The 26,633-nt window shown below is 63.7% G+C and carries 26 protein-coding genes; 18 read left to right on the forward strand and 8 right to left on the reverse strand.

Going from position 1 to position 26,633, the window contains the following annotated elements; translation table 11 throughout:
- Positions 1 to 125 precede the first annotated feature (125 nt).
- Complete coding sequence (locus RMET_RS26525; RefSeq protein ID WP_011519588.1) at positions 126 to 575, forward strand: hypothetical protein; 450 nt, start codon at positions 126 to 128, stop codon at positions 573 to 575.
- 300 nt (positions 576 to 875) lie between these two features.
- Here RMET_RS26525 and RMET_RS26530 read toward each other — a convergent pair whose 3' ends face one another.
- Entirely contained in the window at positions 876 to 1,304 is a 429-nt protein-coding gene (locus RMET_RS26530; RefSeq protein WP_011519589.1) for a PaaI family thioesterase, read from the reverse strand.
- Positions 1,305 to 2,008: 704 nt separating this feature from the next.
- Here RMET_RS26530 and RMET_RS26535 point away from each other — a divergent pair.
- Entirely contained in the window at positions 2,009 to 2,686 is a 678-nt protein-coding gene (locus RMET_RS26535) for a carbonic anhydrase (RefSeq protein WP_011519591.1), read from the forward strand.
- A gap of 19 nt (positions 2,687 to 2,705) precedes the next feature.
- A complete protein-coding gene (locus RMET_RS26540) occupies positions 2,706 to 3,395 on the forward strand; it encodes a potassium channel family protein (protein WP_011519592.1) in 690 nt (229 codons plus the stop codon).
- Positions 3,396 to 3,405: 10 nt separating this feature from the next.
- Here RMET_RS26540 and RMET_RS26545 read toward each other — a convergent pair whose 3' ends face one another.
- A complete protein-coding gene (locus RMET_RS26545; RefSeq protein WP_011519593.1) occupies positions 3,406 to 5,346 on the reverse strand; it encodes a kelch repeat-containing protein in 1,941 nt (646 codons plus the stop codon).
- A gap of 662 nt (positions 5,347 to 6,008) precedes the next feature.
- On the opposite strand from RMET_RS26545, the gene RMET_RS26550 reads away from it, so the two are divergent.
- Together RMET_RS26550 and RMET_RS26555 are read left to right on the forward strand one after the other, a co-directional pair.
- A complete protein-coding gene (locus tag RMET_RS26550; RefSeq protein ID WP_011519594.1) occupies positions 6,009 to 6,290 on the forward strand; it encodes a LysR substrate-binding domain-containing protein in 282 nt (93 codons plus the stop codon).
- Between the two features lie 351 nt (positions 6,291 to 6,641).
- The gene (locus RMET_RS26555; RefSeq protein WP_011519595.1) at positions 6,642 to 7,028 is read left to right on the forward strand and encodes a VOC family protein; all 387 of its coding nucleotides are present in this window, start codon (positions 6,642 to 6,644) and stop codon (positions 7,026 to 7,028) included.
- Between the two features lie 33 nt (positions 7,029 to 7,061).
- Here the strand turns inward: RMET_RS26555 and RMET_RS26560 are convergent, their stop codons facing one another.
- The 5 genes from RMET_RS26560 to RMET_RS26580 form a co-directional block, all read right to left on the reverse strand.
- Positions 7,062 to 8,177, reverse strand: a complete 1,116-nt coding sequence (locus RMET_RS26560; RefSeq protein ID WP_011519596.1) for a porin — start codon at positions 8,175 to 8,177, stop codon at positions 7,062 to 7,064.
- A 117-nt stretch (positions 8,178 to 8,294) separates the two neighbouring features.
- A complete protein-coding gene (locus tag RMET_RS26565) occupies positions 8,295 to 9,722 on the reverse strand; it encodes an amino acid permease (RefSeq protein WP_011519597.1) in 1,428 nt (475 codons plus the stop codon).
- 34 nt (positions 9,723 to 9,756) lie between these two features.
- A complete protein-coding gene (gene kynU, locus RMET_RS26570) occupies positions 9,757 to 10,986 on the reverse strand; it encodes a kynureninase (RefSeq protein WP_011519598.1) in 1,230 nt (409 codons plus the stop codon).
- Positions 10,987 to 11,056: 70 nt separating this feature from the next.
- A complete protein-coding gene (locus RMET_RS26575) occupies positions 11,057 to 11,581 on the reverse strand; it encodes a 3-hydroxyanthranilate 3,4-dioxygenase (RefSeq protein WP_011519599.1) in 525 nt (174 codons plus the stop codon).
- A gap of 168 nt (positions 11,582 to 11,749) precedes the next feature.
- Positions 11,750 to 12,727 (reverse strand): LysR family transcriptional regulator, encoded by a 978-nt coding sequence (locus RMET_RS26580; protein WP_035820597.1) that lies wholly within the window; start codon positions 12,725 to 12,727, stop codon positions 11,750 to 11,752.
- Positions 12,728 to 13,079: 352 nt separating this feature from the next.
- Between RMET_RS26580 and RMET_RS26585 the strand changes: the two genes are divergently transcribed.
- From RMET_RS26585 to RMET_RS26595, 3 genes are all read left to right on the forward strand, one after another.
- The gene (locus tag RMET_RS26585) at positions 13,080 to 14,120 is read left to right on the forward strand and encodes a porin (protein WP_008646197.1); all 1,041 of its coding nucleotides are present in this window, start codon (positions 13,080 to 13,082) and stop codon (positions 14,118 to 14,120) included.
- A 145-nt stretch (positions 14,121 to 14,265) separates the two neighbouring features.
- Complete coding sequence (locus RMET_RS26590) at positions 14,266 to 16,035, forward strand: LVIVD repeat-containing protein (protein WP_152560170.1); 1,770 nt, start codon at positions 14,266 to 14,268, stop codon at positions 16,033 to 16,035.
- A 65-nt stretch (positions 16,036 to 16,100) separates the two neighbouring features.
- Positions 16,101 to 16,454, forward strand: a complete 354-nt coding sequence (locus RMET_RS26595; protein ID WP_035820599.1) for a c-type cytochrome — start codon at positions 16,101 to 16,103, stop codon at positions 16,452 to 16,454.
- Positions 16,455 to 16,501: 47 nt separating this feature from the next.
- Here the strand turns inward: RMET_RS26595 and RMET_RS26600 are convergent, their stop codons facing one another.
- A complete protein-coding gene (locus RMET_RS26600) occupies positions 16,502 to 17,440 on the reverse strand; it encodes a 2-hydroxyacid dehydrogenase (protein WP_231138553.1) in 939 nt (312 codons plus the stop codon).
- Positions 17,441 to 17,651: 211 nt separating this feature from the next.
- Between RMET_RS26600 and RMET_RS26605 the strand changes: the two genes are divergently transcribed.
- The 10 genes from RMET_RS26605 (at position 17,652) to RMET_RS26650 (ending at position 26,626) form a co-directional block, all read left to right on the forward strand.
- On the forward strand, positions 17,652 to 18,590 hold the full coding sequence (locus RMET_RS26605; RefSeq protein ID WP_011519605.1) for a fumarylacetoacetate hydrolase family protein: 939 nt from the start codon (positions 17,652 to 17,654) through the stop codon (positions 18,588 to 18,590).
- A 54-nt stretch (positions 18,591 to 18,644) separates the two neighbouring features.
- The gene (locus RMET_RS26610) at positions 18,645 to 19,250 is read left to right on the forward strand and encodes a VOC family protein (RefSeq protein ID WP_008645561.1); all 606 of its coding nucleotides are present in this window, start codon (positions 18,645 to 18,647) and stop codon (positions 19,248 to 19,250) included.
- Positions 19,247 to 20,194 carry an alpha/beta hydrolase gene (locus tag RMET_RS26615; protein WP_029309754.1) on the forward strand — a complete coding sequence of 316 codons (948 nt, stop codon included), beginning with the start codon at positions 19,247 to 19,249 and terminating at the stop codon, positions 20,192 to 20,194. The genes RMET_RS26610 and RMET_RS26615 overlap by 4 nt, the downstream gene beginning before the upstream one ends.
- A 67-nt stretch (positions 20,195 to 20,261) precedes the next feature.
- The gene (locus tag RMET_RS26620) at positions 20,262 to 21,164 is read left to right on the forward strand and encodes a dihydrodipicolinate synthase family protein (RefSeq protein WP_011519607.1); all 903 of its coding nucleotides are present in this window, start codon (positions 20,262 to 20,264) and stop codon (positions 21,162 to 21,164) included.
- Positions 21,161 to 21,604, forward strand: coding sequence for a RidA family protein (locus tag RMET_RS26625; protein ID WP_011519608.1), 444 nt, complete (start codon positions 21,161 to 21,163; stop codon positions 21,602 to 21,604). The genes RMET_RS26620 and RMET_RS26625 overlap by 4 nt, the downstream gene beginning before the upstream one ends.
- Entirely contained in the window at positions 21,601 to 22,194 is a 594-nt protein-coding gene (locus RMET_RS26630) for a malonic semialdehyde reductase (RefSeq protein WP_011519609.1), read from the forward strand. Before RMET_RS26625 ends, RMET_RS26630 begins: the two co-directional genes overlap by 4 nt.
- A 78-nt stretch (positions 22,195 to 22,272) precedes the next feature.
- The gene (locus tag RMET_RS26635; protein ID WP_011519610.1) at positions 22,273 to 23,265 is read left to right on the forward strand and encodes a Bug family tripartite tricarboxylate transporter substrate binding protein; all 993 of its coding nucleotides are present in this window, start codon (positions 22,273 to 22,275) and stop codon (positions 23,263 to 23,265) included.
- Positions 23,266 to 23,375: 110 nt separating this feature from the next.
- On the forward strand, positions 23,376 to 24,839 hold the full coding sequence (locus tag RMET_RS26640; protein ID WP_011519611.1) for a 2-hydroxymuconic semialdehyde dehydrogenase: 1,464 nt from the start codon (positions 23,376 to 23,378) through the stop codon (positions 24,837 to 24,839).
- Between the two features lie 19 nt (positions 24,840 to 24,858).
- Positions 24,859 to 25,680, forward strand: coding sequence for a 2-keto-4-pentenoate hydratase (locus RMET_RS26645; protein ID WP_011519612.1), 822 nt, complete (start codon positions 24,859 to 24,861; stop codon positions 25,678 to 25,680).
- Position 25,681: 1 nt separating this feature from the next.
- Positions 25,682 to 26,626, forward strand: a complete 945-nt coding sequence (locus tag RMET_RS26650) for an acetaldehyde dehydrogenase (acetylating) (RefSeq protein WP_011519613.1) — start codon at positions 25,682 to 25,684, stop codon at positions 26,624 to 26,626.
- Positions 26,627 to 26,633 lie beyond the last annotated feature (7 nt).

Genomic DNA, 26,633 nt, shown 5'->3' on the forward strand with positions numbered 1-26,633 from the left:
TCGAAGCCCTCGATCGCATCAATGCCGGCAGGCTTTTGCAGCCCTTCTTGAGAGGGGTGAACATCACGTCGGTTCATCCCGATAAGCATGGGTTTAGCTTGCTTTCTAGGACCAATTGATGTCACTTGGAAAAAATTATTACGACAATTGCGCTCACAACGCTTTGTTCAGTTGCCCACGCCGGCATGTTCAGTACGCGCACCTACGGCGACGGTGTTGAAAACGTTGGCGACAAGATCTCGGACCTTGTCACTGATAGATTCACTCAGGTCTTCGATGCCAACACGTACTCTGTCGTCGTGATCTTCCAACATGCGCAAGTTGGTCAAGACAACGTCTGCATGGCTATCGCCGGCGTGAGCCGACGGCAGTCCCCAGATAAGCAGACATTGCCGATTCCGGCGTGGCGACTGACTTCCACCCATCTCCAACGAAACTCAGGCACCTTGGACTACGCGCGCAAAGAAGCATGCTTGCTGAGTGCTATTCGGAGTGCGGTACAGGACCTGATGCAGGTAGAACCGGAGGCCGTCAGAGCAAATAGTGCGCGGTCCCTGGCAAATCCGGCGAAGTGATTGGGATCTGATCCCGATCGCCCTCATTGTCGATCGCAGTGTGAGCTGACAACAGCTAGAGAGCCGCGCAGGTCCGGGGAATCTCGCGGCGCAGCGCAACCGTCATGCTGTAGCGCCGCACGCGCTGCTGATTCACGAAGTCCAGTTGGCGACTGGCAACCTTCAGAGAAGAACGCCCGTGAAAGCAGACCCAAGGGAAGAGCCAAAAGCATGCCAAGCGCGCATTCAACCTATGAGTGCCGCTGAATGCTGGATGGCCATGCAGACCATCCAGCGGCCGAGAACGACGAGCCGCAGCGATTACCCTTTGGGCCAGAGAATCAATTGCGTGTTGCGAAAACTAGCGATCAGGGCGTTGTCGCCACCGCGGCGGACCTCAGCATCCCAGACCTGAGTCGTGCGCCCTTTGTGAATGGGGCGCGCGGTGCAAATCACAATGCCATCGCGGGCCGTTCCAAGCATGTTGCTCTTGAGTTCCACTGTGGTGAACCCGCTGGCCCCGGCTGGTAAGCTTCGCACGGTTCCATAGCCGCAGCATGTGTCCGCGAGCGAGACTACCGTTCCCGCATGCAAGTAGCCATTCCAGGCGCCCAAGGCACGACGCACCTCAAGCGTCGCCACTACTTCATCCGGCTCCACTTTGACAAAGCACATGCCAAGAAGGCCAGGCAAATAATCAGCACCGGCCGCGTTCCATTCTTCCAGCGTAACGGGGGGATTAATGTCCATTAGTTACCTCGATGGTTACAGGGCAATCTCGCATTCTACGGGCCTTCCTGTTCAGGCTGCAGCGACAAACGGACACCCTAACGAAGAATCTTCCTGCAGCAATCCGGCATCGAGCCATAATCGATGCGCACTCGCTGCGCGGACAGACCGCTGCCTGCTCAAGATCGGCAAATACGTATGCCGGCGTAGTGGGAAGAGACTAACAAGCGCGAGCGAATTTTGGCATTCAACTACGCCTTTTCGTGGGCGACCGCACATTCATGTGCACTCGGCAGTAAGCAATATGCTCTGATTCAGCCCGCAATCGACAACAACTGAATAGATTGAGAGGTGAACCGACAATCGACGATCACGGACAGGCCCTTCCTCGACGGTACGACGATAGCCCGTCCCAGGCTGTGTTTGCTTCCGCACCGACCTCATGACATCCGGCGTGTGTGAATAGATCGAGAAGCAACGTGGCGACAACCTGGTCCATCGCAATTCCCGATGATGAAACGTACCCCAGCCCGATTGATCGCCCTTTCGATGCATAGTTGGCTACATCTCGCCACCGCAGGACCGTAGTGAGCATGTTCCGGTACCACTCCAGGAAACCATGATGACTGGCGCACAGCGGCCTGGGCCATGACTGAGGCTCACACGTACCCGGGTCTAGCGAGGAGCGGAAGAATTGTCAGGCTCAACAATGTCGGCAGCACGTCATGCGCAAACTCATAATGGGCATTGTGGAATTTCGCGAGAAGATGCTACCGCGGTACGCAGAACAGTTCAGCAAGCTCGCGCTCGCGCAAACGCCTGATGCGCTCTTCATCACGTGCTCGGATAGTCGGGTTGTTCCGGACCTGCTCGCATCGACGCATCCCGGCGATCTTTTTACGATGCGCAACGTTGGCAATCTGATACCCCCTGCAACCGCGGAAGGGGTCTCGACCGGCGATCTCTCCGAGGCAAGCGCAATCGAGTACGCGGTGTTGGTGCTAAAGGTCGCGAATATTGTCGTGTGTGGGCATTCCGAATGCGGCGCTATGAAAGCGGTCTATTCACGCAACCCGAAGCTGAAAGCACCAAATCTTGATAAATGGCTTTACCACGCCAGCAACGCGGCGTTCCGCCTCGAACACGAGGGTGCGCTCGATGAAAGCCTGAAGCCGCACGACCAGCTGTCACAACTCAATGTCCTCGTGCAGATCGAACATCTGATGACTTACCCGATCGTACGCCGGCAAGTTATGGCCGGGGCGTTGGTATTAAGCGGCTGGTGGTTCGACATAGCGACCGGCGACATGTACGCCTATGAGCGGGCGAGCCGTTCGTTCGAGGTCATTGACCGCGCGCTGGCCGAGCGGCTTGCTTCGCGCCTTGCCTCGCGCGCGCGGTGAGGGCCGGGACGATATCAGGATGGCCATCCGTACCACGCGCGACGCGCTCTCTCGCATTTTCTACCAGCGCTGTTTCTGGCTCTTTGTGGTGTTGCTCACGCTCATCGGCGCGGTGTCGTTTGTCCCACCGACCGACAGTGGCCGCCTCGTCCTGAACATCGTCAATATGTTTCTGCTGCTGGCGACCGTGGCAGCCGTCGGCCGCACAACCCTGTCGTTCGTGATCGTGCTGTTACTTGCCGTTCCGGCCATGTGGTTTCAGTACCTCGGCCTTTGGCACGATGACGACAGCAGCCTCGCCATATCCTGGCTGTTCAGCGTTGCGCTCTACTTCATCACCGTCGCGTATCTTCTCCGCTATGTCTTCCAGCCCAGGATCATGACGCCGGACAAGCTGTTTGGCGCCGCTGCCGCCTATCTGTTGATCGGCGTCCTCTGGGCGTACGTCTACGCGAGTATCGGATTCTTCTATCCGCAGTCGTACATGGTCGTCGGGCAGCCGGGGAGGCTCGTCTACGCCGACGCGCTTTACTTCAGCATAACCGTCCTCACGAGCACAGGCTTCGGCGACATCACGCCACTCACGCGCCCGGCACGCGGCATGTGCATGGTGGAACAGATCACCGGCAGCTTGTTCGTCGCGATCTTGATCGCCCGCCTCGCTGGCGTGTATCCGCCGCGAGAGAGTTACACGGACGACAAATCCTAGTGCCCTCGAGCTAGTGGAACAACTCGGTGTAGGACAGTATTCCGCGTCCAATGCCACCTGTGACGAGAACCCTGCCGTCCGTCAGCAATGTTGCAGTGTGTTGCTCGCGCATTTGCTCAAGACTGCCGACCTGGGACCAATTTCCGGTCGTGGGGTTGTACAACTCGCTCACGAACAAGTCACTGCCGTCTGTACCGCCAGCCACCAGGACTCGTCCGCTTGCCATGCGCGTGGCGGTATGGAAGTCACGTGCCTGTTGCAAGCTGCCTGTCGTTGACCACGTACCCGCCGCGGGATCGTAGAGTTCAGCGGTTGCGAGCGCATTTGTGCCATCGAATCCCCCGACTGCGAGCACGCTGCCGTCGGTCAGTTGCGCGGCCGCATAGGCGTTGCGGGCCTGGCTCATGCTGCCGGTCGAAGACCAAGTCCCCGTGGCGGGATCATATAGTTCGGCCGAGGCCAGTGCGCCGCCGCCGGCATCTTCCCCGCCGGCCACCAGGACCCTGCCGTTCGGCAGCAATGTGGCGGTGTGTTGCTTGCGGGCTTGGCCAAGATTGCCGGTCGGCGACCAGGTGCCCGTGGCCGGATCGTAGAGTTCGGCCGACGCCAGTGCGCCCGTACTGCCTCCTTGCCCCTCGCCGCCTGCCACCAGCACGCGGCCATCGAGCAACAGCGTGGCGGTGTGGCTGTCACGCTGCTGGCCCAGGCTGCCGGTCTGCGACCAGCTACCCGCGGCCGGGTCGAACAGTTCCGCCGAGGACAGCGCGTTCCCTCCGCCGGTGCCGAATCCCCCCGCCACCAGGACCCGACCGTCGGACAGAAGCGTGGCGGAGTGCGCTTGCCGGCTCCGCGCCAGGCTGCCAGTTCGTGTCCAGCCGTTCGTGGACGGATCAAACAACTCGGCAGCGGAGGTCGCCTGCTTCCTGTTCCCTGCCGCCACCAGGACTCGACCGTCTGGCAACAGCGTGGCCGTATGCCGGAAGCGACCAAGAGTCATGGCGTCGGCGGGCTGCCAACTACCGACCTGGGCTGTGGCCACCGTCAGGGTGATCTGCACGGTGGCGCTGCCGGCGCTATTGCTGGCGGTAATGAAGAACGTCGTCTGGGCCAGTTCGACAGTGGGCGTGCCACTGATGACCCCGCTCTGCGTGTTGAGGGTCAATCCCGCCGGCAAGGCGGGGGATATCGAAAACTGGGTGACTTCGCCGCCGGTGTAGGCGGGCTCGTTGTACGTGATCGGCACGCCGACAATGTATTCGGGCAGCCGATCCACATAGACTAGGCCGACCGGCGGCACCGCCACCGCGGCCACTTCGATGGTCAGCAGGGCCTGAACACTGTCCACGCTGTTGGCGCCGGTCACCGTATAGACCGCCGATGCCGTCACTGCAGTGGGGGTGCCGGTAATCACGCCGGTCTGCGGGTCAATCGCAAGGCCCGCCGGCAGTGCCGGTGACACGCTGTACTGCGTGATCTCGCCACCCGTGCTGATCGGCGTGTTGGGCGTGATCGGGGCATTGGCCGGGTAGATGACCGACCGGTCCAGGTAGTCCAGGCCGTCTGGCGCGATGGGAACGTCCTTGACTTCGATCTCGACCCGGGTTGTCGAACTGCCCGCAGCGTTACTCGCGGTGATCGTGTAGACCGTGGCATGGCTGTCGCCCGTAGGTGTGCCGCTGATCGTACAACTCTGCGGATCGAGGCTAAGGCCCGGAGGCAGCGGCGGAGACACCGTGCATTGGGAAATGGCACCCCCGCTATTGCTCACCGTTTCCGGGACCACCGGAACGCCGACTGCATAGATCGGCGATTCGTCACGCTCGACCAGGCCGGCGGGTGGTGTCAGAGCGTTGGTCGTATTGCCCCCGCTATCGCCGCCTCCATTACCACACCCTGTCAAGACGATTGGCAGAGACATGAGCAGAGTCGCCAGCCAGCGCAGATTCGCCATCTCAAACTCCGGCAGGTCATTTGATCCAATTAGCATAGATCACAGTTCCGCGGCGCAGTGATGGACGAAGGACCCATTAACTTTGAGGTTTCATGTCCCGCCTCAAGTTTATCCGGGCACAAATCCACGCCAAATCAATAGGTTACGCGGCACGGTACCAAACTGACTGTGTCGAATTCTCACAGTAAGTGAGTAAAAGTCGCGGCCAGCCTCGCAGTGACTGGGTGCACGGAGGCGGCACACTGCCAATGCGAATCGACGCGCTTCAGACCGACCAATTGCTGCCGTTTCCACTTTCCGCCCTTGTTGACTGGAGCACAGTCTTAGGCAGACGTTAACAACACGTAAAGCATTCTGCCCATCAGAAGCTCCGTGTCCGGCTCGATGACGAATTCTGGCCGCATAAGTGCCATCGCTCGTGGCGGGACGGCCCGCTTCACCTAATCGCATTGCCTGATATTCAACGACGCCGGTCAGAACACCATCGCAACGAAGATCCAAGCCATGGCGGAGCGGGGTCCGCCACCGCCTGTGGGCGTCTGACGACATCCGCCTCCCCAGTACTTACACGATCTCGAAGTAATGACAGTCCTACTTTCCTACGCGGATGACGACTGATGCAATGCAAGCGAGTAGGACGGTGCAGAGACAGATGATGATCAATGCCGCATGGGCTGAGGGCGGAGCTGCATCGCTCCGGGATGCTGGTGGCAGAACTCGCAGCAGCCCAGCAGCAGGCCACCGTGATGCGCGCGGGCGCCAGCGGGATGCTGCGTATCGGCACCCTTTCCGGCTCTACCTCATTGCCGCACGGTATCGTCGAGTTACGACGACGCATGCCGAATGTCTTCGTCCAGATCCGTGAAGCGCAAGCGAGTCAGCTCATCGCCGACCTGCTGCTGGGCGAAATCGATTGCATCGTCGGGGGCGCTCGCGCCCGATGAGCTCAACAATGAACGGCTGGACTGCCTACGTGTCGACGTGCTGGCCGAATATCACATGTGCGCGGTCGCCTGCTGAGCATACCTGCACGAGAACAGGAGCCATCGCTACCAGCGCCGAACAGCTTCCAGTACCGAACGCGCTGTCCGACGTGGCAACGGCCAATGCAAAAGATGCGCGCGGAGTTGCGATCGAGCTATATCGAGCTATTCCCCTGCTCTCCCAATAACTGGCTTCAGGCAAGGAACACCGCCGCTTGAGCCGTACTATCTGTTCAGGTATCGTCTCGCGAGTCGTGCGGTGGATGCACCCATGCGGACTACCTACCTGTTGATTGTGAGAGGTGAGAACTGATGATCGACCATACCGGCGTCAACGTTAGCGATTTCTCCCGGAGTCTGGACTTCTACGCTGCTGCGCTTGGCGCGATTGGCATCGTCAAGATCATGGAAATTCCGGCCAGCGTGACTGGACACACTGACGTGGCCGGATTCGGGCCGCCGGGAAAGCCGGAGTTCTGGATTATTTCGGGCGCCCCCAACAAGCCACCGCTGCACGTCGCTTTCCGCGTAGACAGCCGGGCGGAAGTCGATGCGTTCTACAAGGCCGCCATGGCGGCCGGCGGCCGCGACAACGGTGGCCCCGGGTTGCGACCGCATTATCATCCGGACTACTACGGCGCCTTCGTTCTCGATCCAGACGGCCACAACATCGAAGCAGTCTGCCACCAGGCCGCCTGACAACTTTCGGTTGAAGGCGGCAACGATGGGGGATCAGAAATTGTGGGTGATGCCCAGACCGAAGCCGCTGACCGCATCGCCTGCCTTCAGGCCGGGCACGGAATTGGCCGACAGGTTGTAGCTGGCGGTGGCGTGGTTAACCAGACGCGTATAGGCCGCCCAGAGTTCGGTGCGCTTTGACAGCGTATAGCCATAGCCCAGCGACACCTGCCACGCGCCGGAATCAGTGCCCGGCAGGCCGATACCGCCCACGGCCTGGACGGTGTTGCCGTGGGCATTGCCCCCCTGCGTGTACGACGCACGGAACGTATGTGGCCCGCGGTTGTAGGTAGCCGCAGCCTGCCACGCATCGCGCCGCACCGACTGCCCCGGCGCAGGCTCGTAGCTGAGTCGCTCATAGGCGGCGCGCAATCTGACGCCGCCGATGGCGTACACCAGTCCGACCCGATCGGCGTAGTCGTGCGAGCCACTATAGAAATAATCGCCGTGGTACTCGTGGCCCCACGCCGCATACCATTGGCCGGATTCGTAGCTGACCAGCCCAGACCAGGCAATCGGATTCGTGGTGGCCGTGCGGTTTTCCGGCATCGATACCGCCACGCGCGCCGAAACACCGCCCCAGTCCGGCGTGGCGTACTGGACAAGGTTGGGCTGGCGACGGTCAAACGACTGCGGCGAGACGCCATTCGCGGCGGTCACGAAGCCATTCCCCATGATCGAGTTGGACGCAAAGATCCCTGCCGTGAACGGGTCCACCTTGTACACCGACACGTAGCGCAGAGGCATCTCCCACTGCCCCATCCAGAACTGCCCCCAGGGGCCGCTCAGACCAACGGCAGTATTGCGGTCACCGATCTGCGCGGTGCCGGTGCCGTCCATGCGCAGGTTCGTCTCGATCTGGAAGAAGGCACGGTTGCCGCCTCCCAGCGACTCCCCGCCGCGAAAGCCGAGCACCGACAGATCGTTGGACAGGCGTGCCAGGGACTGGCTGCGCCCGTTCCCGGAAATCTGGATCGACTCGACGTTCTCCTTGATGAAACCGTAGATCTGCACGCCGTCGCTCTGGGCGGCGGCTGGGGTGGCTGCACAGAGCAGCACGGGAAAAGAGGCAACGAACGGTGCGAGCCGCCCCCGGTACAACGGTTCCATTTTGTCTCCATGTCGTTATGAGTACAGTTTCTCACAAACGAACTCATATTTGAAGTTCGTGTATACACCAATAAGAAACAGTATTCATTGCATGGAGGCCGTCAGCAGATTCGACTGTTACCAGCTGTTGCGCACCTCCGCGCGCCCGGCGTCTTCCCCGTCCCCTTGTGCTGCACCGCCGCGCTTCCGGTACCAGAGCCAGTAGGCCGCCGACAGCGCCAGCATGAAAGGCACGCCCGCCACCAGGGTCATCCTGAACTCCGGCGTGAACCACGTTGTCACCAGGGTGGCGAACATCAGCCCCGCGCCGAGCAGCGTTGTCACCGGAAAGCCCCACATCCTGAAGGCGAGCGGCCGCCCCCGGTGTTGCCGCCGAAAGAACAGATGTGTAATGAAGATCATCAGCCAGGTGAACATCGCACCGAACATCGAGATCGCCATCATCAGCATGAACGAGGCATCCGGATACACCACGTTGAGCACCACCGCGAAGGCGATGCCAACGGTGGACAACAACAACGCCGTCATGGGCACGCCGCGACCGTTGACCTGCCCCAGCGCCTTTGGCGCGTAACCCGCGCGGGACAGGCTGAACATCATCCGTGTGGTGATATAGAGCTGGCTGTTCATGGCAGACAACGCCGCCACCAGAATCACGAAGTTGAACACCGCTGCGGCACCCGGTACGCGCGTGGCCGCCATCACCCTGACGAACGGACTTTCGCCGGCGCCGGCCGCCGTCCACGGCACGATCATCAGCATCAGCGCGAGCGTCAGCAGGTAGAAGAACACCAGACGCACCATGGTCGCGCGAAATGCGCGCGTGATGGCGGTCTCCGGGTCGCGTGCCTCGCCTGCCGCCACGGCAATCATCTCGATGCTCAGGTAGCTGAAGATGGACACGATCACCGCCACCCAAGTACCCCACATCCCTTTCGGGAAGAAGCCACCATGTGCGGTGTAGTTGGCCAGCCCGATGCCGGACCCGGTCGGCGCGCGTGTCACCACATAGGCGCCGAGCAGGATAAAGCCGACGATGGCGACAATTTTCAGCATCGAGAACACATATTCGACCGCGCCGAACACTTTGACACTGGTGGCGTTGATGCCGATCAGCGCAGCAGAGAAGCCGACGATCCAGTACCACCCGGGCACCATCGGGAACCAGTACTTCATGTAGACCGCGATGGCCGTGACTTCCGTGCCGACCGCGAATACGATCGACGACCAGTAGGCATAGCGCACCAGGAATCCGGCCAGCGGCCCGATGTAATGCTCCGCATTGGCGCCGAACGAGCCGGAAGTCGGATGCGCCACCGTCATCTCGGCCAGGCAGCCCATCAGCAGCAAGGCAATCAACGCCCCGATGGCGTAGCTCACCAGCACGCTCGGGCCGGCGAAGCCGATGGCAAACCCGCTCCCCAGGAACAGGCCGGTACCGATCGCGCCGCCGATGGCGATCATGGAGAGCTGTCCCGTGGACAGCCCCCGATGCAGCCCCTGCTCCCGCTCGACGATTGCGTCGAATCCCTGTTGCTGCCTCATCGCTTGTCTCCTCTTATTGTTCTGGCCGTTGCACTCAGGTCACTGACTTGCGCGTGCGGAACGCTTCCGTGTTCCACGCCTCGCTTGTGACGATGTCCTTCAGTGCTGCGATGGTGTCCCAGATATCAACGTGGCGAACGTAGAGCGCGGCAAAACCGAAGCGCAGGATGTCAGGGGCGCGGAAATCGCCGATGATGTTGCGCGCGATCAGCGCCTGCATGATCGCGTAGCCCTCCGCGTGCCGCAGCGATACCTGGCTGCCGCGTTGGTCTGCATCACGCGGCGTGGCCAGCGTGAAACCCAATCCCGCCAGTTCCTGCTCGGCCAGTGTGATAAACAGGTCGCCCAGCGACACGCTCTTCTCGCGCAATGCTTCCATGTCGACACCGTCGAACGCTTCCAGCGCGCTCTCCAGCGAAATCAGGCCGAGTTGCGGCGCGGTACCCGTCAGCATCCGGTCGATACCGGCATGCGGTGCATACTCGTGCGTGAACGCAAATGGCTGAGCGTGGCCATGCCAGCCGGAAAGCGGCTGACGGACATGCTCCAGGTGGCGCGAGGCGACGAACACGAACGCAGGCGCACCGGGGCCGCCGTTCAGGTACTTGTATCCGCATCCGACCGCAAAATCGACCTCGCAGCGATTCAGGTAGACCGGCATGGCGCCCGCCGTGTGGCAGAGGTCCCAGACCACCAGCGCGCCAGCCTCGTGCGCGCGGCGGGTCATCGCCTCCATGTCGTAACGCTTGCCCGTCTTGTAGTTCACGTGGGTCAGCGAGACGATGGCCACGTTCTCGTCGATTGCGGACATCACCTCTTCGGGATCGACGCAACGCAGCTCGCAGCCCGTCATCTCCGCAACGCTCTCCGCAATGTAGACGTCGGTCGGGAAATTGGTACGCTCGGCGAGAATCACGCCGCGGCCGGGCCGCATACGGGTGGCCGCCACCAGTACCTTGAACAGGTTGACCGAGGTCGAATCGGCCACGATCACTTCACCCTGCCCGGCGCCAATCAGCCGGGCAATGCGATCGCCGGTGCGCTGCGGCGCGGGATACCAGTCGGCATCGTTCCACGAACGGATCAGGCCTTCCGCCCATTCCTGTTCGATGGCCACCTTCATGCGGGCTGGCACATTGGCGGGCATCGCGCCCAGGGAATTGCCATCGAGGTAGATGGTGCCGGCCGGCAGCGCAAATCGTGCGCGGCAGCCCGCCAGTTTGTCTGCCGCGTCCAGCGCGGCACAGTCTTCGCGAATCATCATGGGTTGCGGGAATGCTGCAAGAAAAAGACGTGGAAATGCTGGTGTCCCGTCGGGACGTCAACCCAGCGTGTCAGGCCGCGCGTCCGGGATGGACCTGTCCGCAGTGCGGGCAGCGGCGCTTGTCTTCCGAGGCGTAGAAGCTCTCGAAAAGAGGCGGGAGGTCGGTGACGATGCTCTTGAGCTGCACCTCGACGCGATGCACCAGGTGACCGCATGCATCGCAATACCACTCGAATCCGTCCAGCATACCGGCGGGCCGCTGCCGCTCGATCACCAGGCAGGCGCTGCCGGCCTCGGGACGCTGCGGGGAATGGCGAACGTGCGGGGGCAGCAGGAAGATGTCACCCTCTTTCAGGTCCGCCCGCTCGCGCCTGCCGTCGACCCAGAGATTCAGGTAGGCATTGCCGCGCAGCTGGTAGAAAAATTCCTCGAGCGGATCGTCGTGATAATCCGTGCGGTGGTTGGGCCCGCCCACCACCGTCACGATGAAATCGCTGTCCTGCCACACCTGCCGGTTGCCGACGGGCGGCTTCAACAGGTGTGCATGCTCGTCGATCCAGCGCGGGAAATTGAAGGGCGCTCCGTAGGTCAGCATAGGTGTCTCTCTCCGTCGGTGTCGCGTCGCAATGCGTCACCGGCCTCTTGAATGGCTCGACCGGAGTCTAGGGGAGCCACGCCGGCCTCGATAATCAAACATCCGGCGCTGGCTATCCCGAACAGGAATACCAGCGCGTCCCGAAGCCACCCTTTCGGAATGTGTCACTCAACAAGGCAGCGGCACGTCGGGCACGCTTGCCTGCGCGGCCTCTCGCAGGCAAGCGATGAATGCACGGCCCGCCGCGCTCTGTTCCTTGTTCGAACGCACCGAGAATCCAACCGTGCCGAAGGCGCAGGTCTCCGGCAGGTCGAGGACGCGCAACAGGCCGGCGCGCGCGAACTGGTTCGCCGCCACGCTTGGCATCAGTGCAATGCGCGGGGTCTCCATCAGCAGCCCAAGGTTGGTCAGCAGCGACAGCGACTCGACGACGTCCCCTGGCAGCGGCAGGCCGGCAGTACGGAAAAGCTGCTCCGCTGCCAGGCGTGCCGGAGAGTCGGACGTCGGGAGTATCCACGCCGAATCGGCCAGCTCGGACAGGTGCCCCACGCGATCCGGCGCGTCGCCGTAGCCCTTGCCGACCACCGCGCAGAGCGACTCCTCGAACAACACCTCATGCGTCAGCGGGAAGGCCGTGGCAATCGGCAGTTCACGCTCGGGAAGGCGGCCGACGACGATGTCGAGGTCTCCCGTGGCCAGCGCCGGAAACAAGTGGGCGGTGGTGCCTTCGCGCACGGTCACCAGTACGTTCGGCGTGCGCGACTTGAGCATGGAGATGGCCAGCGGCAACAGTCGTGCCGATGCCGAGATCAGCGTGCCGACGATGACGTGTCCGCTGGTCCCCAAGCGGAAATCATTCAGCTCGTCGGTCATGTAGCGCAGTTCGGCCATCAGCGACTTGACGCGCTGGCCGAGCAGCAGCCCAAGCTCCGTCGGCATCACGCCGCGGTTGGAACGCAGGAATAGCGCGCCATCGAAGCAAGACTCCAGTTCGTGAATCACCTTGGTCACGGCTGGCTGCGTCAGACGCATGTCATTGGCGGCGCGCATCACCGAGCGCGTCTGCAGCACGCGCTCGAAGATCATCAGTTGGTTCAGCTTCAACCTGCGAATCAGCGAGATCTCGCTGAGTGGATTGACGGACATTTGAGCCTCGGAATCACAAAGTTGAGAAGTCCTGCGCGGGCAGCCGGCGATTTTCCGCCATATACGTGCCGTATAGCGCACACACATTCGGGTCAACCCGCTATTACCAAACCCCCTCTGTGTATAAGAAAATAATCATCGGAATACACATACTCGTCTACGTATAATTTGTAACTCCCGAGTATACACGTTGAGGAAATACGCGGGAGAGAGGAAGACGCCGCCAGGCGAGGTCTTCCGCACGATGGCAGGGGGAGGTGCCTGTGGCGATGACCAGCGACCCACGCTGGCCGCGCTGCCGTGCGGATGGACATTGCCCGCGACACAAGAAACGAAAAGATTCGGAGACACAATGAAAAGGAAGCTGCTTGTACCGGGCGCGATGCTGTTCGCATGCGCTGGTGCCTATGCCCAGAGCGCGGTATGGCTATCGGGCTACGTCGACCTGAACATCGAGCACCTGATTCAATCGGGCCCGGCCAGCGTCACGCGCATGACCAGCGGCGGGCTGAACAACTCGCGCTTCAACCTGAGCGGCGTCGAGGATCTCGGCGGCGGCTACAAGGCCGTGTTCACGATCGAGCCGATGTTCTCCGCCGACACGGGCGTGCAGTCGGCGCAGTTCCGTCAGTCCTTCGTCGGACTCAAGAGTGCGGACCTGGGCGAGGTGACGATGGGCCGCCAGTTCACGCCTTCGTACTGGATTGCGGGTTACGCGGACCCGAGTTGGGCCGCCGCGTACAGTATGGTGAACAACATGGAGTTCTTCTACGCGTCCTATCGCGTAGACAACGCCATCCAGTACAAGACGCCGACCTTCTACGGATTCACCGGCCGCGTGATGTATGCGTTCGGACTCGAAGACACGACGCGTGCGGGGCGCTTCCTCAGTATCGGCGTTGACTACCGTAACGGCCCGCTGTTCCTGGGTGCGGTCAGCGAGCAGCAGTACACACGCGACATCCACCAGGCGTCGCAGATCCCGTCGTCACGCGACAACTATTTCTCCGCGGTCTACCGCATCGGGGGCTTCGAGCCAACCGCCATCTTCCATACCTACAAGGGCTATTACGCGTATCCACCCTATGTGGCGTTTAATTCGAGCGGCTGGGATGCGCAGATCGGCGCGCGCTGGAACATCGACGGCCGCAGCCGCTTGTATGGCAGCGTGGTCTATCGTCACGACGACAACAACAAGAGCATCACCAGCGCGACCGGTTTCGTGATCGGCTACATCTACGGCCTGTCCAAGCGTACCGATCTCTATGCCACCTACGCACACGTGCATAACCAGAACACGGTGCCAATCGCGTACCCGGTGACCTTCCAGTCCAACCCGAGTCCCGGACAGAACCCATCGGGGATGCAGCTTGGCATCCGCCACGCCTTCTGAACACACCCGCTTGCTGCCGGCGCTGCGGATGTGGCGCCGGCTGGAACCACATCGCCTGATCAACAAGGAGTCAGTCATGCATCATCCCCAACGCCGGCATCGCCACACGGCCCTGACCAGGGGCTGCGCTCTGGCAATCGCCCTGATGTCCGCGGCCCTGCTGCCGCTGGCCGCACGGGCCGCCGGCGCCGAATCCGCCGCTCCCGCTGCCGCCACGACTGCCGCTACCCCTGCCGTCACGCCGAACGCAGGCCAGGTCTCGCCGGGCACGCCCAACGTCAAGGACCCGTACCTGGCAGGCTGGCTGCGCCTGACCCCCGACCGTCGGCCCACCGCGCTCAAGGCCGGCGTCGACTACGGCATGGACCCGGCCACCGGCGAGTTCATCTGGCCCAAGGCCACGCAGGAAGTCCACAACGGCCAACGCTTCCCTGGCGAGATGACCACGTGGGACAAGAACACCTACTCGAAGAACGTCAAGGTTCTCGCCTTCTACCCGGGTGTCGGCTCGCCGTTCCATGCCTGGAACAACATTATCGACTTCGAAGGCAAGCGATACCTGTACATCCATGATCGCGACTACCTGCGCATCATGGACGTGACCGACCCCGCTCACGGCAAGGTGGTCTACTCGCAAGGCGGTGTCTGGGGTCCCAAGGGATCGAGCGAAAAGTATGACCCGAACACGGTGCAGGACTATCTCGGTGGCGCGACCATCGCCTGGAGCAAGAAGCTGGGCAAGCCGGTCATGGTGGCCTCGTACGAGATCGGCCGCTACGGCCTGATGCAAGAGAAGATGGAGCAGCCCGACAAGGTCGCGGCTCAGCGCCACTACAACTCGCTCAAGGGCTTCAAGGTGTTCGTCATGGACGGCCCGCTGCCCAGCCAGTGGAGACTGCTGGCAACCCGCACCACGGACACGCAGCATCCGGATGCGCCAGTGGGCCAGCAACAGGGTTCCGGCTCGCTGGATGCGCCCGAGTACTACGGCGGCAAGTACATGATCGTTGCATCGGCGCCCGACGACAGCTACGCCCTGACCGAATACCCCAACTATCTGTACTCGCCCGGATACCAGGTCTGGGACATGTCGGACCCGGCCAATCCTACCTTCGTGTCGCAGGTGGCGGTACCGGGGCAGATCCTCGGCAACGCGGAGCATGAACAGACCTACCTCATGAACCCGCGCGCGGGTAACCGCACCTCGTGGATGGGGGCACGCAACCCCATCTTCCTGCCCAAGTCGCTCGAAGCAGGCGGCAAGATCGGCTTCGGCGCGATGGGTGGTCTTGGGTTCTATGCGTTCGACCTGTCCAACCCTGCCCGTCCGAAGATGCTCGGCAACGTCAACACGCCGCCGAGCTACGCCGGCACCGAGTTCGACAATGCCGACGTAAGCCAGTACGAGCGCACGGGCTACGTGTTCACCAACGGCTATCCGATGAACCGGGATTGCTACGAGCCGTACAAGGACATCTTCGTCGTCGACGCGCGCGATCCCGCGCGCCTCAAGGTGGCGGCCAAGCTGCCGCGACCCGAGGTCCCGGCCGGCGCGCCCTTCACCAGCTTCTGCCAGCGCGGCGGCAACTTCGGGCCCAAGCGCGCCAACGCCATCGGTCAGCCCGGCGGCTGGCGCCAGGGCATCGTGCCGTACTCGTTCTATAACGCCGGCGTGCAGATCTATGACGTGAAGAACCCGGCGCAGCCCACCATCGCCGGCTACTTCATCCCGCCGCTGGCCGACGAGACGCAATTGCCGTCTTACACCCTGGGCAAGGGCGTGTTCGCGATCTACACGGAGTACGACCGCAACATCATCTGGGCCTTTACCGAAGACGGCGCCTACGCACTGTCGACGCCGTTGCTCGGCGAACCCGTGCTCGGCGCGCCGGCAAAGCCCTGGCCGCGACGCTAAGCATGTCGGCCCGCCATGCCTTGCGTGGGCCGGCGGGCCGGTCTTTCAGGCGACACGATGAATTGATGAAGTCGAAGATGAAGTCGAAGAAAGCGTTTGTTTTTGCGGTGTTCTCCACTTGGGCGGCCGTGCTCGGCCTGTTGAATCCGGCCGCGCACGCCGCCCCTTCTTCCAGTGAGGAAACCTGCCGCGCGTGTCACGCGCTCGATACGGTCAAGGTTGGGCCGCCATTCCGTGCGATTGCCTCGCGCTATCACGACGATGCCGACGCCGTCGACAAGCTGAAGCAGAGCCTGCTCCAGGGTAGCAGCGGGAAATGGGGCACGGCGCAGATGCCGCCCAATCCCATCACGCCCGCCGAAGCCACACGCTTCGCGCACTGGATCCTGCAGCTTGCGGCACCGGGCCAGCGCAACTAGTGGCAGCCGACGCGCCGGCTGCCACATGCGCGCCGGCGGCGTCGCGCTCAGCCTGCCAGATCGACCGGATGGGCCGGCGCAGCGTGACGGAACCATCCGTCCAGATTACGCAGCAGCGCCTCGTGCTGGGCCACGCGCGTTTCGGGCGAACGGCCCGCCATGTGCGGCGTCAGGATGACCTGATCCATCTCGCGAAACGCCTCGGGCACCAGGGGCTCGGCTTCCAACACGTCGAGTGCGGCACCACCCAGCTCGCCGCGTCGCAGTGCCTGTACCAGCGCCTCGGTATCCACCACGCTGCCACGCGCCACGTTGACAAGCAGGCCGTCGGGACCCAGCGCGCGCAGTACCTCCGCGTCGACCAGATGCCGAGTGGCCGGACCGCCGGGACAGGTCAATGCCAACACATCGCTTGCGGCCGCCAGCGAACGCACGTCGCCATACGGCGTGCGGTTCGGCTGCAGAGCGCCACTGCGGCGCAGGTAGGCCACGCGCATGCCCACGGCCTCTGCCAGCGCGGCCAGACGCTGGCCGATATTGCCAAGCCCGACGATGCCCAGGGTCTTGCCGCGCACGCCCGGCCGCGGCGCGCGCAGCGCATCCCATTGCCCCGCCTTCAGGCCGCGATCGAGCATCGCAATGCCGCGCGACCACGCCAGCATCATCGCCAGCGCGTGGTCCGCCACGACCTGGCTATTGGTATCCGGCGCATGGCACACGCGCACGCCACGCATCCGCGCCGCATCCCGTTCGATGTTCTCGTAGCCGGCCCCAAAGCTCGCGACCAGTTCCAGCGCCGGCAATGCGGCCATCTCGGCCCCGGTCAGTCCCGTGGAACCATTGGTCAGCACTGCGCGCGCCTGCACACGCTGCGCCTCGTCCACCGCTGTCCACGGCACGAACCGGTAACGCGGCGCATGCGCCCGCAGCCAGTCCTGATCCAGTGGCAGCCGCGTCAGCACGATCACCTCCCCTTCGTCTTTCATGCACGCCAGCGACATTGCCTCGCTCCCTTTGGCTCGTTGTTGATGGGTTCCGCGTCGATACACGGTACACGATGAAAAGTATCACTTACTCCTTGACATGTATACACATAGAAAATAAAGTATTCACAAACGCGGATGTGCATAAAACGAATCGGGAGACCGAATACGTGCTGCGCATACCAACTTTGTCCGACAACACCAAACAGGAGACATGGTGAATTGGTATAGCCTCGCCACTTTTGAACTTGCCGGTCGGCAGCAGCCCGGCCTGGTCGTTGAGAACACGCTCTATGCGCTGGCCGATGTGGGCCAGGCGTGCGGCATCGAGGCATCGCGCCTGCCGCAGGACCTGAATGCGGCACTGGCGGACTGGTCGCGCCATGCGCCGCTGCTGGCCGACGCCGCCGCACGTATTCCCGCATTGCGCGCGGCTGGCAAGCTCGCCGCGGTGGACGCCGCCGCCACCTATGCGGCGCCCTATCGGCCACGCCGGATCTTTGGCACCGCCTCAAACTTCTACGAGCACGCGGACGAGATGGGCACCAAGCTGGCTGCCCGCAGCGAAAGCCAGCCCTACATATTCATGAAGGCTGAAACCAGCGTGGTGGCCACCGGCACCACGGTGCTGATGCCGCCGGAAACCAAGAAACTCGACTGGGAAGTGGAGCTGGGCGTAGTGATTGGCCAGGCATGCCGCCATGTCAGCGTGGAGGACGCGCTGTCGGTGATCGCCGGCTATACCGTGTTCAACGACATCAGCGCGCGTGACCTGAACCGCCGCACCGACTATCCGTTCACGCACGACTGGTTCCGCGGCAAGAGCTTCGATACCTTCGGCCCGATGGGCCCGTGGCTTGTGCCCGCGACCTGCATTCCCAATCCGCAGAACCTGCGCATGACGCTGCATGTCAACGGCGAGGTCATGCAGAACGGCAACACCTCGCAAATGATCTTCTCGGTGGCCGAGCAGATCGCCTACCTGTCGCGTATTCTGACGCTGCAACCTGGCGACCTTATCGCCACGGGCACGCCGGACGGTGTGGGCATGGGGCGTGGACTCTTCCTGAAGCCTGGCGACAGCATGACGGCCTGGGTCGAGCAGATCGGCACGATCGAGAACCGCGTCGCGCTGGAACCGAACGCACGCTAGCCACGCGCCGGCCACAGCCCGCTTCGCCAGGCAAACCAGGCAGGAGACAATCACATGACCCCCATTCGAACCCGCAAGCTGGGCCACCTCGTCCTGATGGTGCGCGATCTCGAAGCATCGACGCGCTTCTATACCGAGGTCCTGGGACTTACGGTGTCGGACCGTATCGCCGACCAGATGGTTTTCCTGCGCGCCGGCGAGGACCACCACGACCTGGCACTTTCGCGGCTTCCGCCCGACGCGCCCGACCGCGACACCCCGCCCAGCTACACACGGCCAGGGCTCGAGCATTTCTCGTACTACGTGGAATCGCTCGATGAAATGCAGCGCGCAGTCGAGGTGGCACGCAGCCACGGCGTCACCATCGAGCGTGGCATCGGGCAGCACGGACCCGGCGGCAATTGGTTCTTGGTCTTCAAGGATCCCGATGGCAACAACGTCGAGATCTATACGGAGATGCAGCAGATTCCCACCGGCAGCGAGCACACCGCGCAGACGTGGGAGCGAAACCTGGAATCGTTTGACCGCCATCGCCTTGCACACTTCGTGGTGCCGCCGGCGCCGGGCCTGCTCGCGGCCAAGCAGCGCAGCGAGCAGCGGCCAGCCCCGGCAGAGGACGACGATGCCGGCAAGGACACCGGCGGTGGAGCGGGCGCATGAACGGGAGCGCCATGCCGGTGGCATCGGCGTTCCCGGGACTCTCGTCCTCGCAGGCCAGCGCCATGCTGGCCCTTGGACCACGCTGGACCGATGACATCCAGGCCAACCGGCGGCAGGTATGCACGATCTACGACAGCGTGCATGCGGCACAGCCTGCCGACGGCATCCGCAGCCACGCCAACATTGCCTACGGTACGCACGCACGGCAACGGCTCGATCTCTATCTGCCGGAGGGCAGCGCCGCCGGCGATGACCGGCCAGTGGTGGTCTTCGTCCACGGTGGCGCGTTCATACGTGGCGACAAGGATGCCAGCCCGCATATCTACGCCAACGTGCCACGCTGGTGCGCGCGGCAGGGCTACATCGGTGTCAACGTCGAGTACCGGCTGGCTCCGGAGGCGTCCTATCCCGCCGGCGCCGAGGATGTGGCCATGGCGCTGGCGTGGTTGCGTGCCCATGCACGCGCCCATGGCGGCGATCCAGGGCGCATCGTATTGATCGGCCACTCCGCGGGCGGAAGCCACGTCGCAAGCTGCCTCAGCGATCCGGCCTGCGGCGAGAACGGCTCTGGCGTGGCCGGTGCCGTGCTCGTCAGCGCACGCCTGCAGGCCGACACGCTGCCGGACAACCCCAACGCCAACGGCGTCGCCGCGTACTACGGCAGCGACCCGGCACTGCAACTAGCCCACGCGCCGATGCCCTTCGCGGGGCGCCTGCGTGTGCCGTTGATGGTGGCCTTCGCGGAGTTCGAGAATCCCTACCTGGATCTGTACGCGCTGCAGTACGCGGCGCGCGTACGCGAGGCGCAGGGACGCAGCCCGCGCGTGGTGCAGGTGGCACGCCACAACCATACGTCGATCGTCGCCCACCTCGGCACGGCCGACACCACACTCAGCCAAACCCTGAGCGAGTTTCTGGAGACGGTCACGCGGATAACCACGTAGCTCTCAACCCACCGACCCTACCGCCCCTACCAGACAAGCATCAAAGAAAAAAACAGGAGACAAAGTCATGCCCACCCAACAACTACGGGGCGTGTTCACCCCCGTCGTCACCCCGTTTCATGAAGACCTGTCGATCAACCTGCCCGCTTTCGTCGCGCACTGCAAGCGGTTGATCGCCGATGGCGCCGGTATCGCCATCTCGGGCACCAACAGCGAAGCCTGCTCGGAAACGTTCGAGGAACGCATCGCGCTCGTCGACGCCGCCATCGATGCGGGAATCCCCGGCGAGCGCGTGCTGGTGGGAACCGGTTGTTGCGCGATCGACGATGCCGTGGTGCTGACGCGCCACGCCATCGAACGTGGTTGCGCGGGTGTGCTGGTGCTGCCACCGTTCTTCTTCAAGAACGTGAGCGAAGACGGTGTCTTCGCCTACTACAGCGAACTGATCGCGCGCGTCAACGATCCCGCCCTGCGCATCGTGCTGTACCACATCCCTGCGATGTCTGGCGTGCCCATCTCGCTGTCGCTGATCGAGCGCCTCGTGCAGGCATTCCCAACGCATATCGTGGGCATCAAGGACAGCAGCGGCAACTGGGACAACCTCGTGGCCATGCTCGAGCGTTTCCCGTCGCTCTCCATTTTTCCGGCCTCGGAACTGCTGATGCTGCGCAGTCTGTCGCTGGGTGCCGCCGGCTGCATCTCCGCCACCAACAACATCAATGCGCGCGCCATCGCACAGGCATTCGCCGACGCGGCCGATGCAGCGCGCCTGCAGCCAGCGATCGCCGCGGTGCGCAGCACGGTGGAGCGATTCCCGATGGTGGCCGCCGTCAAGCACACGCTGGCGCAGCAGACCAGCGACCCCAGCTGGCGTCACGTGCGCCCACCCCTTGTGCCGCTGGCGGCGGATGCCTCCACCGAGTTGCTGCAGGCACTGGCCGGCATTCCCGCCATGGAGGCGCGCGCATGAATCCGCCGCCACTTGCGGCGTACTCGCCTGCGCGCCGGGCCGGTGGCCATGTCCACCTGGCCGGCATGAGCCCGCGCACGCACGATGGATGCGCGGGCGTGTCGACCGGCGCCAACGGCGAGCGTGTCTATGACCTCGCCGCGCAGACCGAGTGCGTGCTCGACAAGATCGATCGTGCCTTACAGGCGGAAGGACTCGAACTGGTCAACTGCGTGACGATGACTTGCTATCTGGTCGACATGCGCGACTACGCCGCATTCAATGCGGCCTACGATGCCATCTGCATGCGCCGCTTTTCCAGCGCGGGCCAGCCCTTGCCGGCGCGTACTTGTGTGGCTGTGGCCGCGCTGCCGCACCCTGACATGCGCGTGGAGATCACCGCGACGGCCTGGGGGCCGGACACGCCGGACAGCCCAAGCAACGCACGGGGTGCCGCATGAGTGCGCCAGTCGCATCCGATGTGCTCGACACCCTGTTCCTGACGGCCCGCAGCCACAACGGCTGGCTCGACGGGGACGTCTCCGACGCCACATTGACCCGGCTCTATGCACTCGTCAGCCAGGGGCCGACCAGCGCCAACTGCAGCCCGATGCGCCTGGTCTTCGTGCGCTCCGACGCCGCCAGGGCAAGGCTCCTGCCTACCCTCGCGCCAGCGAATGTCGACAAGGTCAGGCACGCCCCAGTCACCGCCATCGTGGCCTACGACACGGCGTTCCACGCGTTCGGCGAAACCTTGTTCCCGCACCGTCCCGCCATGTTCGACACGTTCGCAGCGGACCCCGCACTGGCTGCGGAAACGGCGATGCGCAACGGCTCGATGCAGGGCGGCTACCTGATTCTGGCGGCGCGCGCGCTCGGCCTGGACTGCGGCCCGCTCTCCGGCTTCAATGCGGACGCGGTGAACCGCGCCTTCTTTCCCGACGGGCGCTGGCGTGTCAACTTCCTGTGCAACCTTGGCAAGGGAGACCCGGCGCGACTGTTCGCAAAGCTGCCGCGATTACCCTTCGATCAGGCCTGCCGCATCGAGTAGCACTGCCGGCCGCAACCCATCACAATATCCCCCTGCGCACAGAGCCAGAAGGCCGGTGCAGGAGAACTGGAGGAGACCATGAACATTTCCCAGCTGCGCGCCCGCCTGCGCGCCATCACCCGCGGGGCCGCGCTGGCGCTGTGCGCGCTCGCTGCCGCCCCCGGCCATGCCCAGGAGCCCTGGCCATCGCGGCCGGTCACCATTGTCGTGCCCTTTGCGCCGGGCGGTAATACCGACATGATCACGCGCCTGATGGCCGAGCGCCTGACCAAGGCGTTCGGCAAGCCATTCGTCGTGGACAATCGCGGCGGTGCGGCGGGCCTGATCGCGGCCGAGTACGTCGCGCGCGCGCCCGCCGACGGCTACGTGCTGTTCATGTCCACGCTGACGCAGATCGTCACCGCGCCAATGACCAACAAGATCCGCTACGATCCGGTGCGTGACTTCGTACCCATCATCAACGTCGGCGGCAATCCTTTCGTGCTGACGGCCAGTACGCGCAACAACTTCAAGTCGCTCGACGACCTGGTGCGCTATGGCAAGGCCCACCCCGGCGCACTCAATGTCGGACATGCCGGCAATGGCGGCCTGACGCAACTCTCCGCACTGCTGTTCCTGAACCGGGCCGGCATCCAGGCCACCATGGTTCCGTATCGCGGCGGCGCGCCAGCGCTTGCCGATGTGCTCGCCGGCCAGATCGACTTGTACAGCGCCAGCGTGTCGGAAGTCATGCCCTACAACGGTACCGGCAAGGTGTCCCTGCTGGCCGTCTCCAGCGACAAGCGCCTGCCAGTGCTGCCAAACGTCCCCACCATCGCCGAGACCTTCCCGGGCCATGAGGTGGATACGTGGAACGGGCTGGTGGGGCCGGCAAAGATGCCTCCGGAAATCGTCGACCGCATCGCCGCCGAATCGAAGAAGATCATCGCCGAGCCGGAGTTCCGCGCGCGCCTTGAGAAAGCCGGCATCATCCCCTTGGGAGAGACCCGCGACGCCTTTGCCCAGCGCATCCAGAAGGATCGCGCGAAGTGGAAACCCGTCGTCGAGGCGGCTGGCATCCAGCCCGAGTAAGGCTGGGCCGCAGGTATTCCGACCCGGAATAGACAACGGCGAAGGATTCAATTTCCAGCGATGTGACCGCTGCCTACACTGCGTCTCAGACCATCGCCGGAGACTGCACCGTGTCGCTCCCTTCCGCTCTCTATCGGAACTACGTGGATGGCCGCTTCGAGGAAGCGGCCAATCTTTTTCCCAATCTCTCACCGGTCGACGGCAGCATCGTCGGCCACGTCTGCGAAGCCGACGCCAGCCAGGTGGATCGCGCGGTGCAAGCCGCACGCGCCGCAATGGAGGGCCCCTGGGGCAACACCAGCGCCGCCGAGCGCGCCCGGGTGTTGCATGCCGTTGCCGACGGCATCGAACGGCGCTTCGATGAATTCGTCGCCGCCGAGGTGGCCGATACCGGGCGTACCGAGCAACAGGCGCGCGCGCTCGACATCCGCCGCGGCGTGCTGAACTTCCGCACGTTCGCGGACCTGGCCAGCCAGGCGGGCGGCGACTACTTCGACATGAGGACGGCCGAAGGCGACGTCTTCAGCTACACCGTACGCAAACCCCACGGCGTCGTCGGCATCATCTCTCCGTGGAACCTGCCCATGCTGCTGATGACGTGGAAGGTTGCCCCCGCGCTGGCCTGCGGCAACGCCGTCGTCGTCAAGCCATCGGAGGAGACCCCCGGTAGCGCCACGTTGCTGGCCGAGGTCATGCATGAGGCCGGCGTGCCGGCGGGTGTATTCAATCTCGTACACGGCTTCGGCGGCGGCTCGGCAGGCGAGTTCCTGTCGCGGCATCCGGGCATCGACGCCCTCACCTTTACGGGTGAATCTCGCACCGGCAGCACCATCATGAAAGCGGTGGCTGACGGCGTGAAGGAAATCTCCTTCGAACTGGGCGGCAAGAACGCCGCCGTGGTCTTCGCCGACTGCGATTTCGACAAGGCCGTGGCGGGCGTGATGCGGTCCAGCTTCACCAACACCGGGCAGGTATGCCTGTGCTCCGAGCGCGTCTACGTGGAGCGGCCAATCTTCGAACGCTTTGTGGCGGCGATGAAGGCGCGCGCGGAAGCCTTGCGCATCGGCTACCCAACGGTGGAGGGCGTGGAGATGGGTTCACTGATCTCCCGCAATCACCGCGACAAGGTGCTGTCCTATTACGCGCTGGCGCGGGAGGAAGGCGCGACTGTCGTCACCGGTGGCGGCGTGCCGCATTTTGGCGACGCACGCGACAACGGCGCCTATGTGCAGCCCACCATCTGGACCGGCTTGCCTGACTCGGCACGCTGCATTCAGGAGGAGATCTTCGGACCGGTCTGCCATATCGCGCCGTTCGACACCGACGCCGAGGTGGTGAAGCGCGTCAACGATTCGCGCTATGGACTCGCCGCCTCGGTGTGGACCCGGGACCTCGCGCGCGCGCACCGCGTCACACGGCAGTTCGACGTCGGCATCGTCTGGGTCAACACCTGGTTCCTGCGCGATCTGCGCACGCCATTTGGCGGCACCCGGCTGTCCGGTATCGGCCGCGAGGGTGGACGCCATTCGCTCGACTTCTATTCCTCCCTGACCACCATCTGCGTCAATCCCTGACGCCATTGCGAGAGACCGCATGCTGAACCCCGAACTCATCCAGGTTGCGGACCAACTCCGGTTCGCCTCCGAGCATGGCCAGCCTTGCCCGCCGGTGCGCGATGCCATCGCGCGGGCCGCCAGCGCCGGCGCCGATCCACTTGCGCTGGCCTACGCCGTCCAGCAGCGCAACACCGAGCACGCACTCGCCGCCGGCCGCCGGCTGGTTGGCCGCAAGATCGGCCTGACATCCGTCGCCGTACAACGGCAACTGGGCGTGGACCAGCCAGATTTCGGCATGCTCTTTGCCGACATGGTGCGCCAGGACGGTGAAGAGATCGACTGGGGCGATGTCCTGCAGCCCAAGGTCGAAACCGAGATCGCGCTGGTGCTGGAGCATGACCTGCCGCACGCCGCGCACACCGTCGCCGACGTGATCCGGGCAACCGCCTTCGCGCTGCCCGCCATCGAGATCGTTGGCAGCCGGATCGCCAACTGGGATATCCGGCTGACGGACACCATTGCCGACAATGCCTCGTCCGGCCTCTATGTGCTGGGCACGCGGCCCGTTTCGCTCGCCGCGCTGGATCTCCCGCATTGCGGCATGGTCATGGAACTGGCCGGCGAACCGGTCTCAGTGGGCAGCGGCGCGGCCTGTCTTGGCAATCCGTTGAATGCCGCCGTCTGGCTCGCCAACACAATGAGCCGCGTTGGCGCACCGCTGCGCGCCGGCGACACCATCCTTACCGGCGCGCTCGGCCCCATGGTCGCCGTGCAGCCGGGCAATGTCTTTACCGCCAGCATCGAGGGCCTGGGTAGCGTGACCGCGTCGTTCCAGGCCGTCAGACAAGGAGACGCCTGAGATGAAACCCTGCAAGGTAGCCATCATCGGTTCCGGCAACATCGGCACCGACCTGATGATCAAGATCCTGCGCCACGGCAAGCATGTCGAGATGGGCGCCATGGTGGGGATCGATCCCACCTCGGAAGGCCTGGCGCGCGCGACACGCCTCGGCGTGCCGGTCACCGCCGCCGGCATCGACGGCCTGCTGGCCATGCCGGAGTTCGGTGAGATCCGCATCGCCTTCGATGCCACCAGCGCCGGCGCGCACGCCCGCCACAACGCCACGCTGCAGGCGCACAACGTGCGCGTGATCGATCTGACACCAGCTGCCATCGGCCCCTACGTGGTGCCCAGCGTCAATGCCGGCGAACATCTTGATGCGCCGAACCTCAACATGGTCACCTGCGGCGGCCAGGCCACCATTCCCATCGTGGCAGCCGTGGCCAGCGTGACGCCGGTCCACTATGCGGAGATCGTGGCCTCGATCGCGAGCAAGTCCGCCGGCCCCGGCACGCGCGACAACATCGACGAGTTCACGGAAACGACCTCCCGCGCCATCGAATCAGTGGGCGGCGCCAGGCGCGGCAAGGCCATCATCGTTCTCAACCCGGCCGAGCCGCCGCTGATCATGCGCGACACCGTGTGCTGCCTGATCGACGAAGCCGACACCGCGGCGATCGAAGCCGCGGTGCACGCGATGGTGGAACGCATGCAGGGCTATGTGCCCGGATACCGGCTCAAACAGCGTGTGCAGTTCGACCGCATCGACACACCGGTGAATGTGCCCGGCCTCGGACCGACGACCGGCCTGAAGGTCACGGTCTTCCTGGAAGTGGAAGGCGCCGCGCACTACCTGCCCGCCTATGCAGGCAATCTGGACATCATGACGAGCGCCGCGCTCGCATGCGCCGAACGCGTCGCACAGGCATTGGGCAATCATCATGCCCTGTCGGCAGCAAGCTAAGGAGCCG

It is taken from the genome of Cupriavidus metallidurans CH34 (assembly GCF_000196015.1).
GTDB classification, from domain to species: domain Bacteria; phylum Pseudomonadota; class Gammaproteobacteria; order Burkholderiales; family Burkholderiaceae; genus Cupriavidus; species Cupriavidus metallidurans.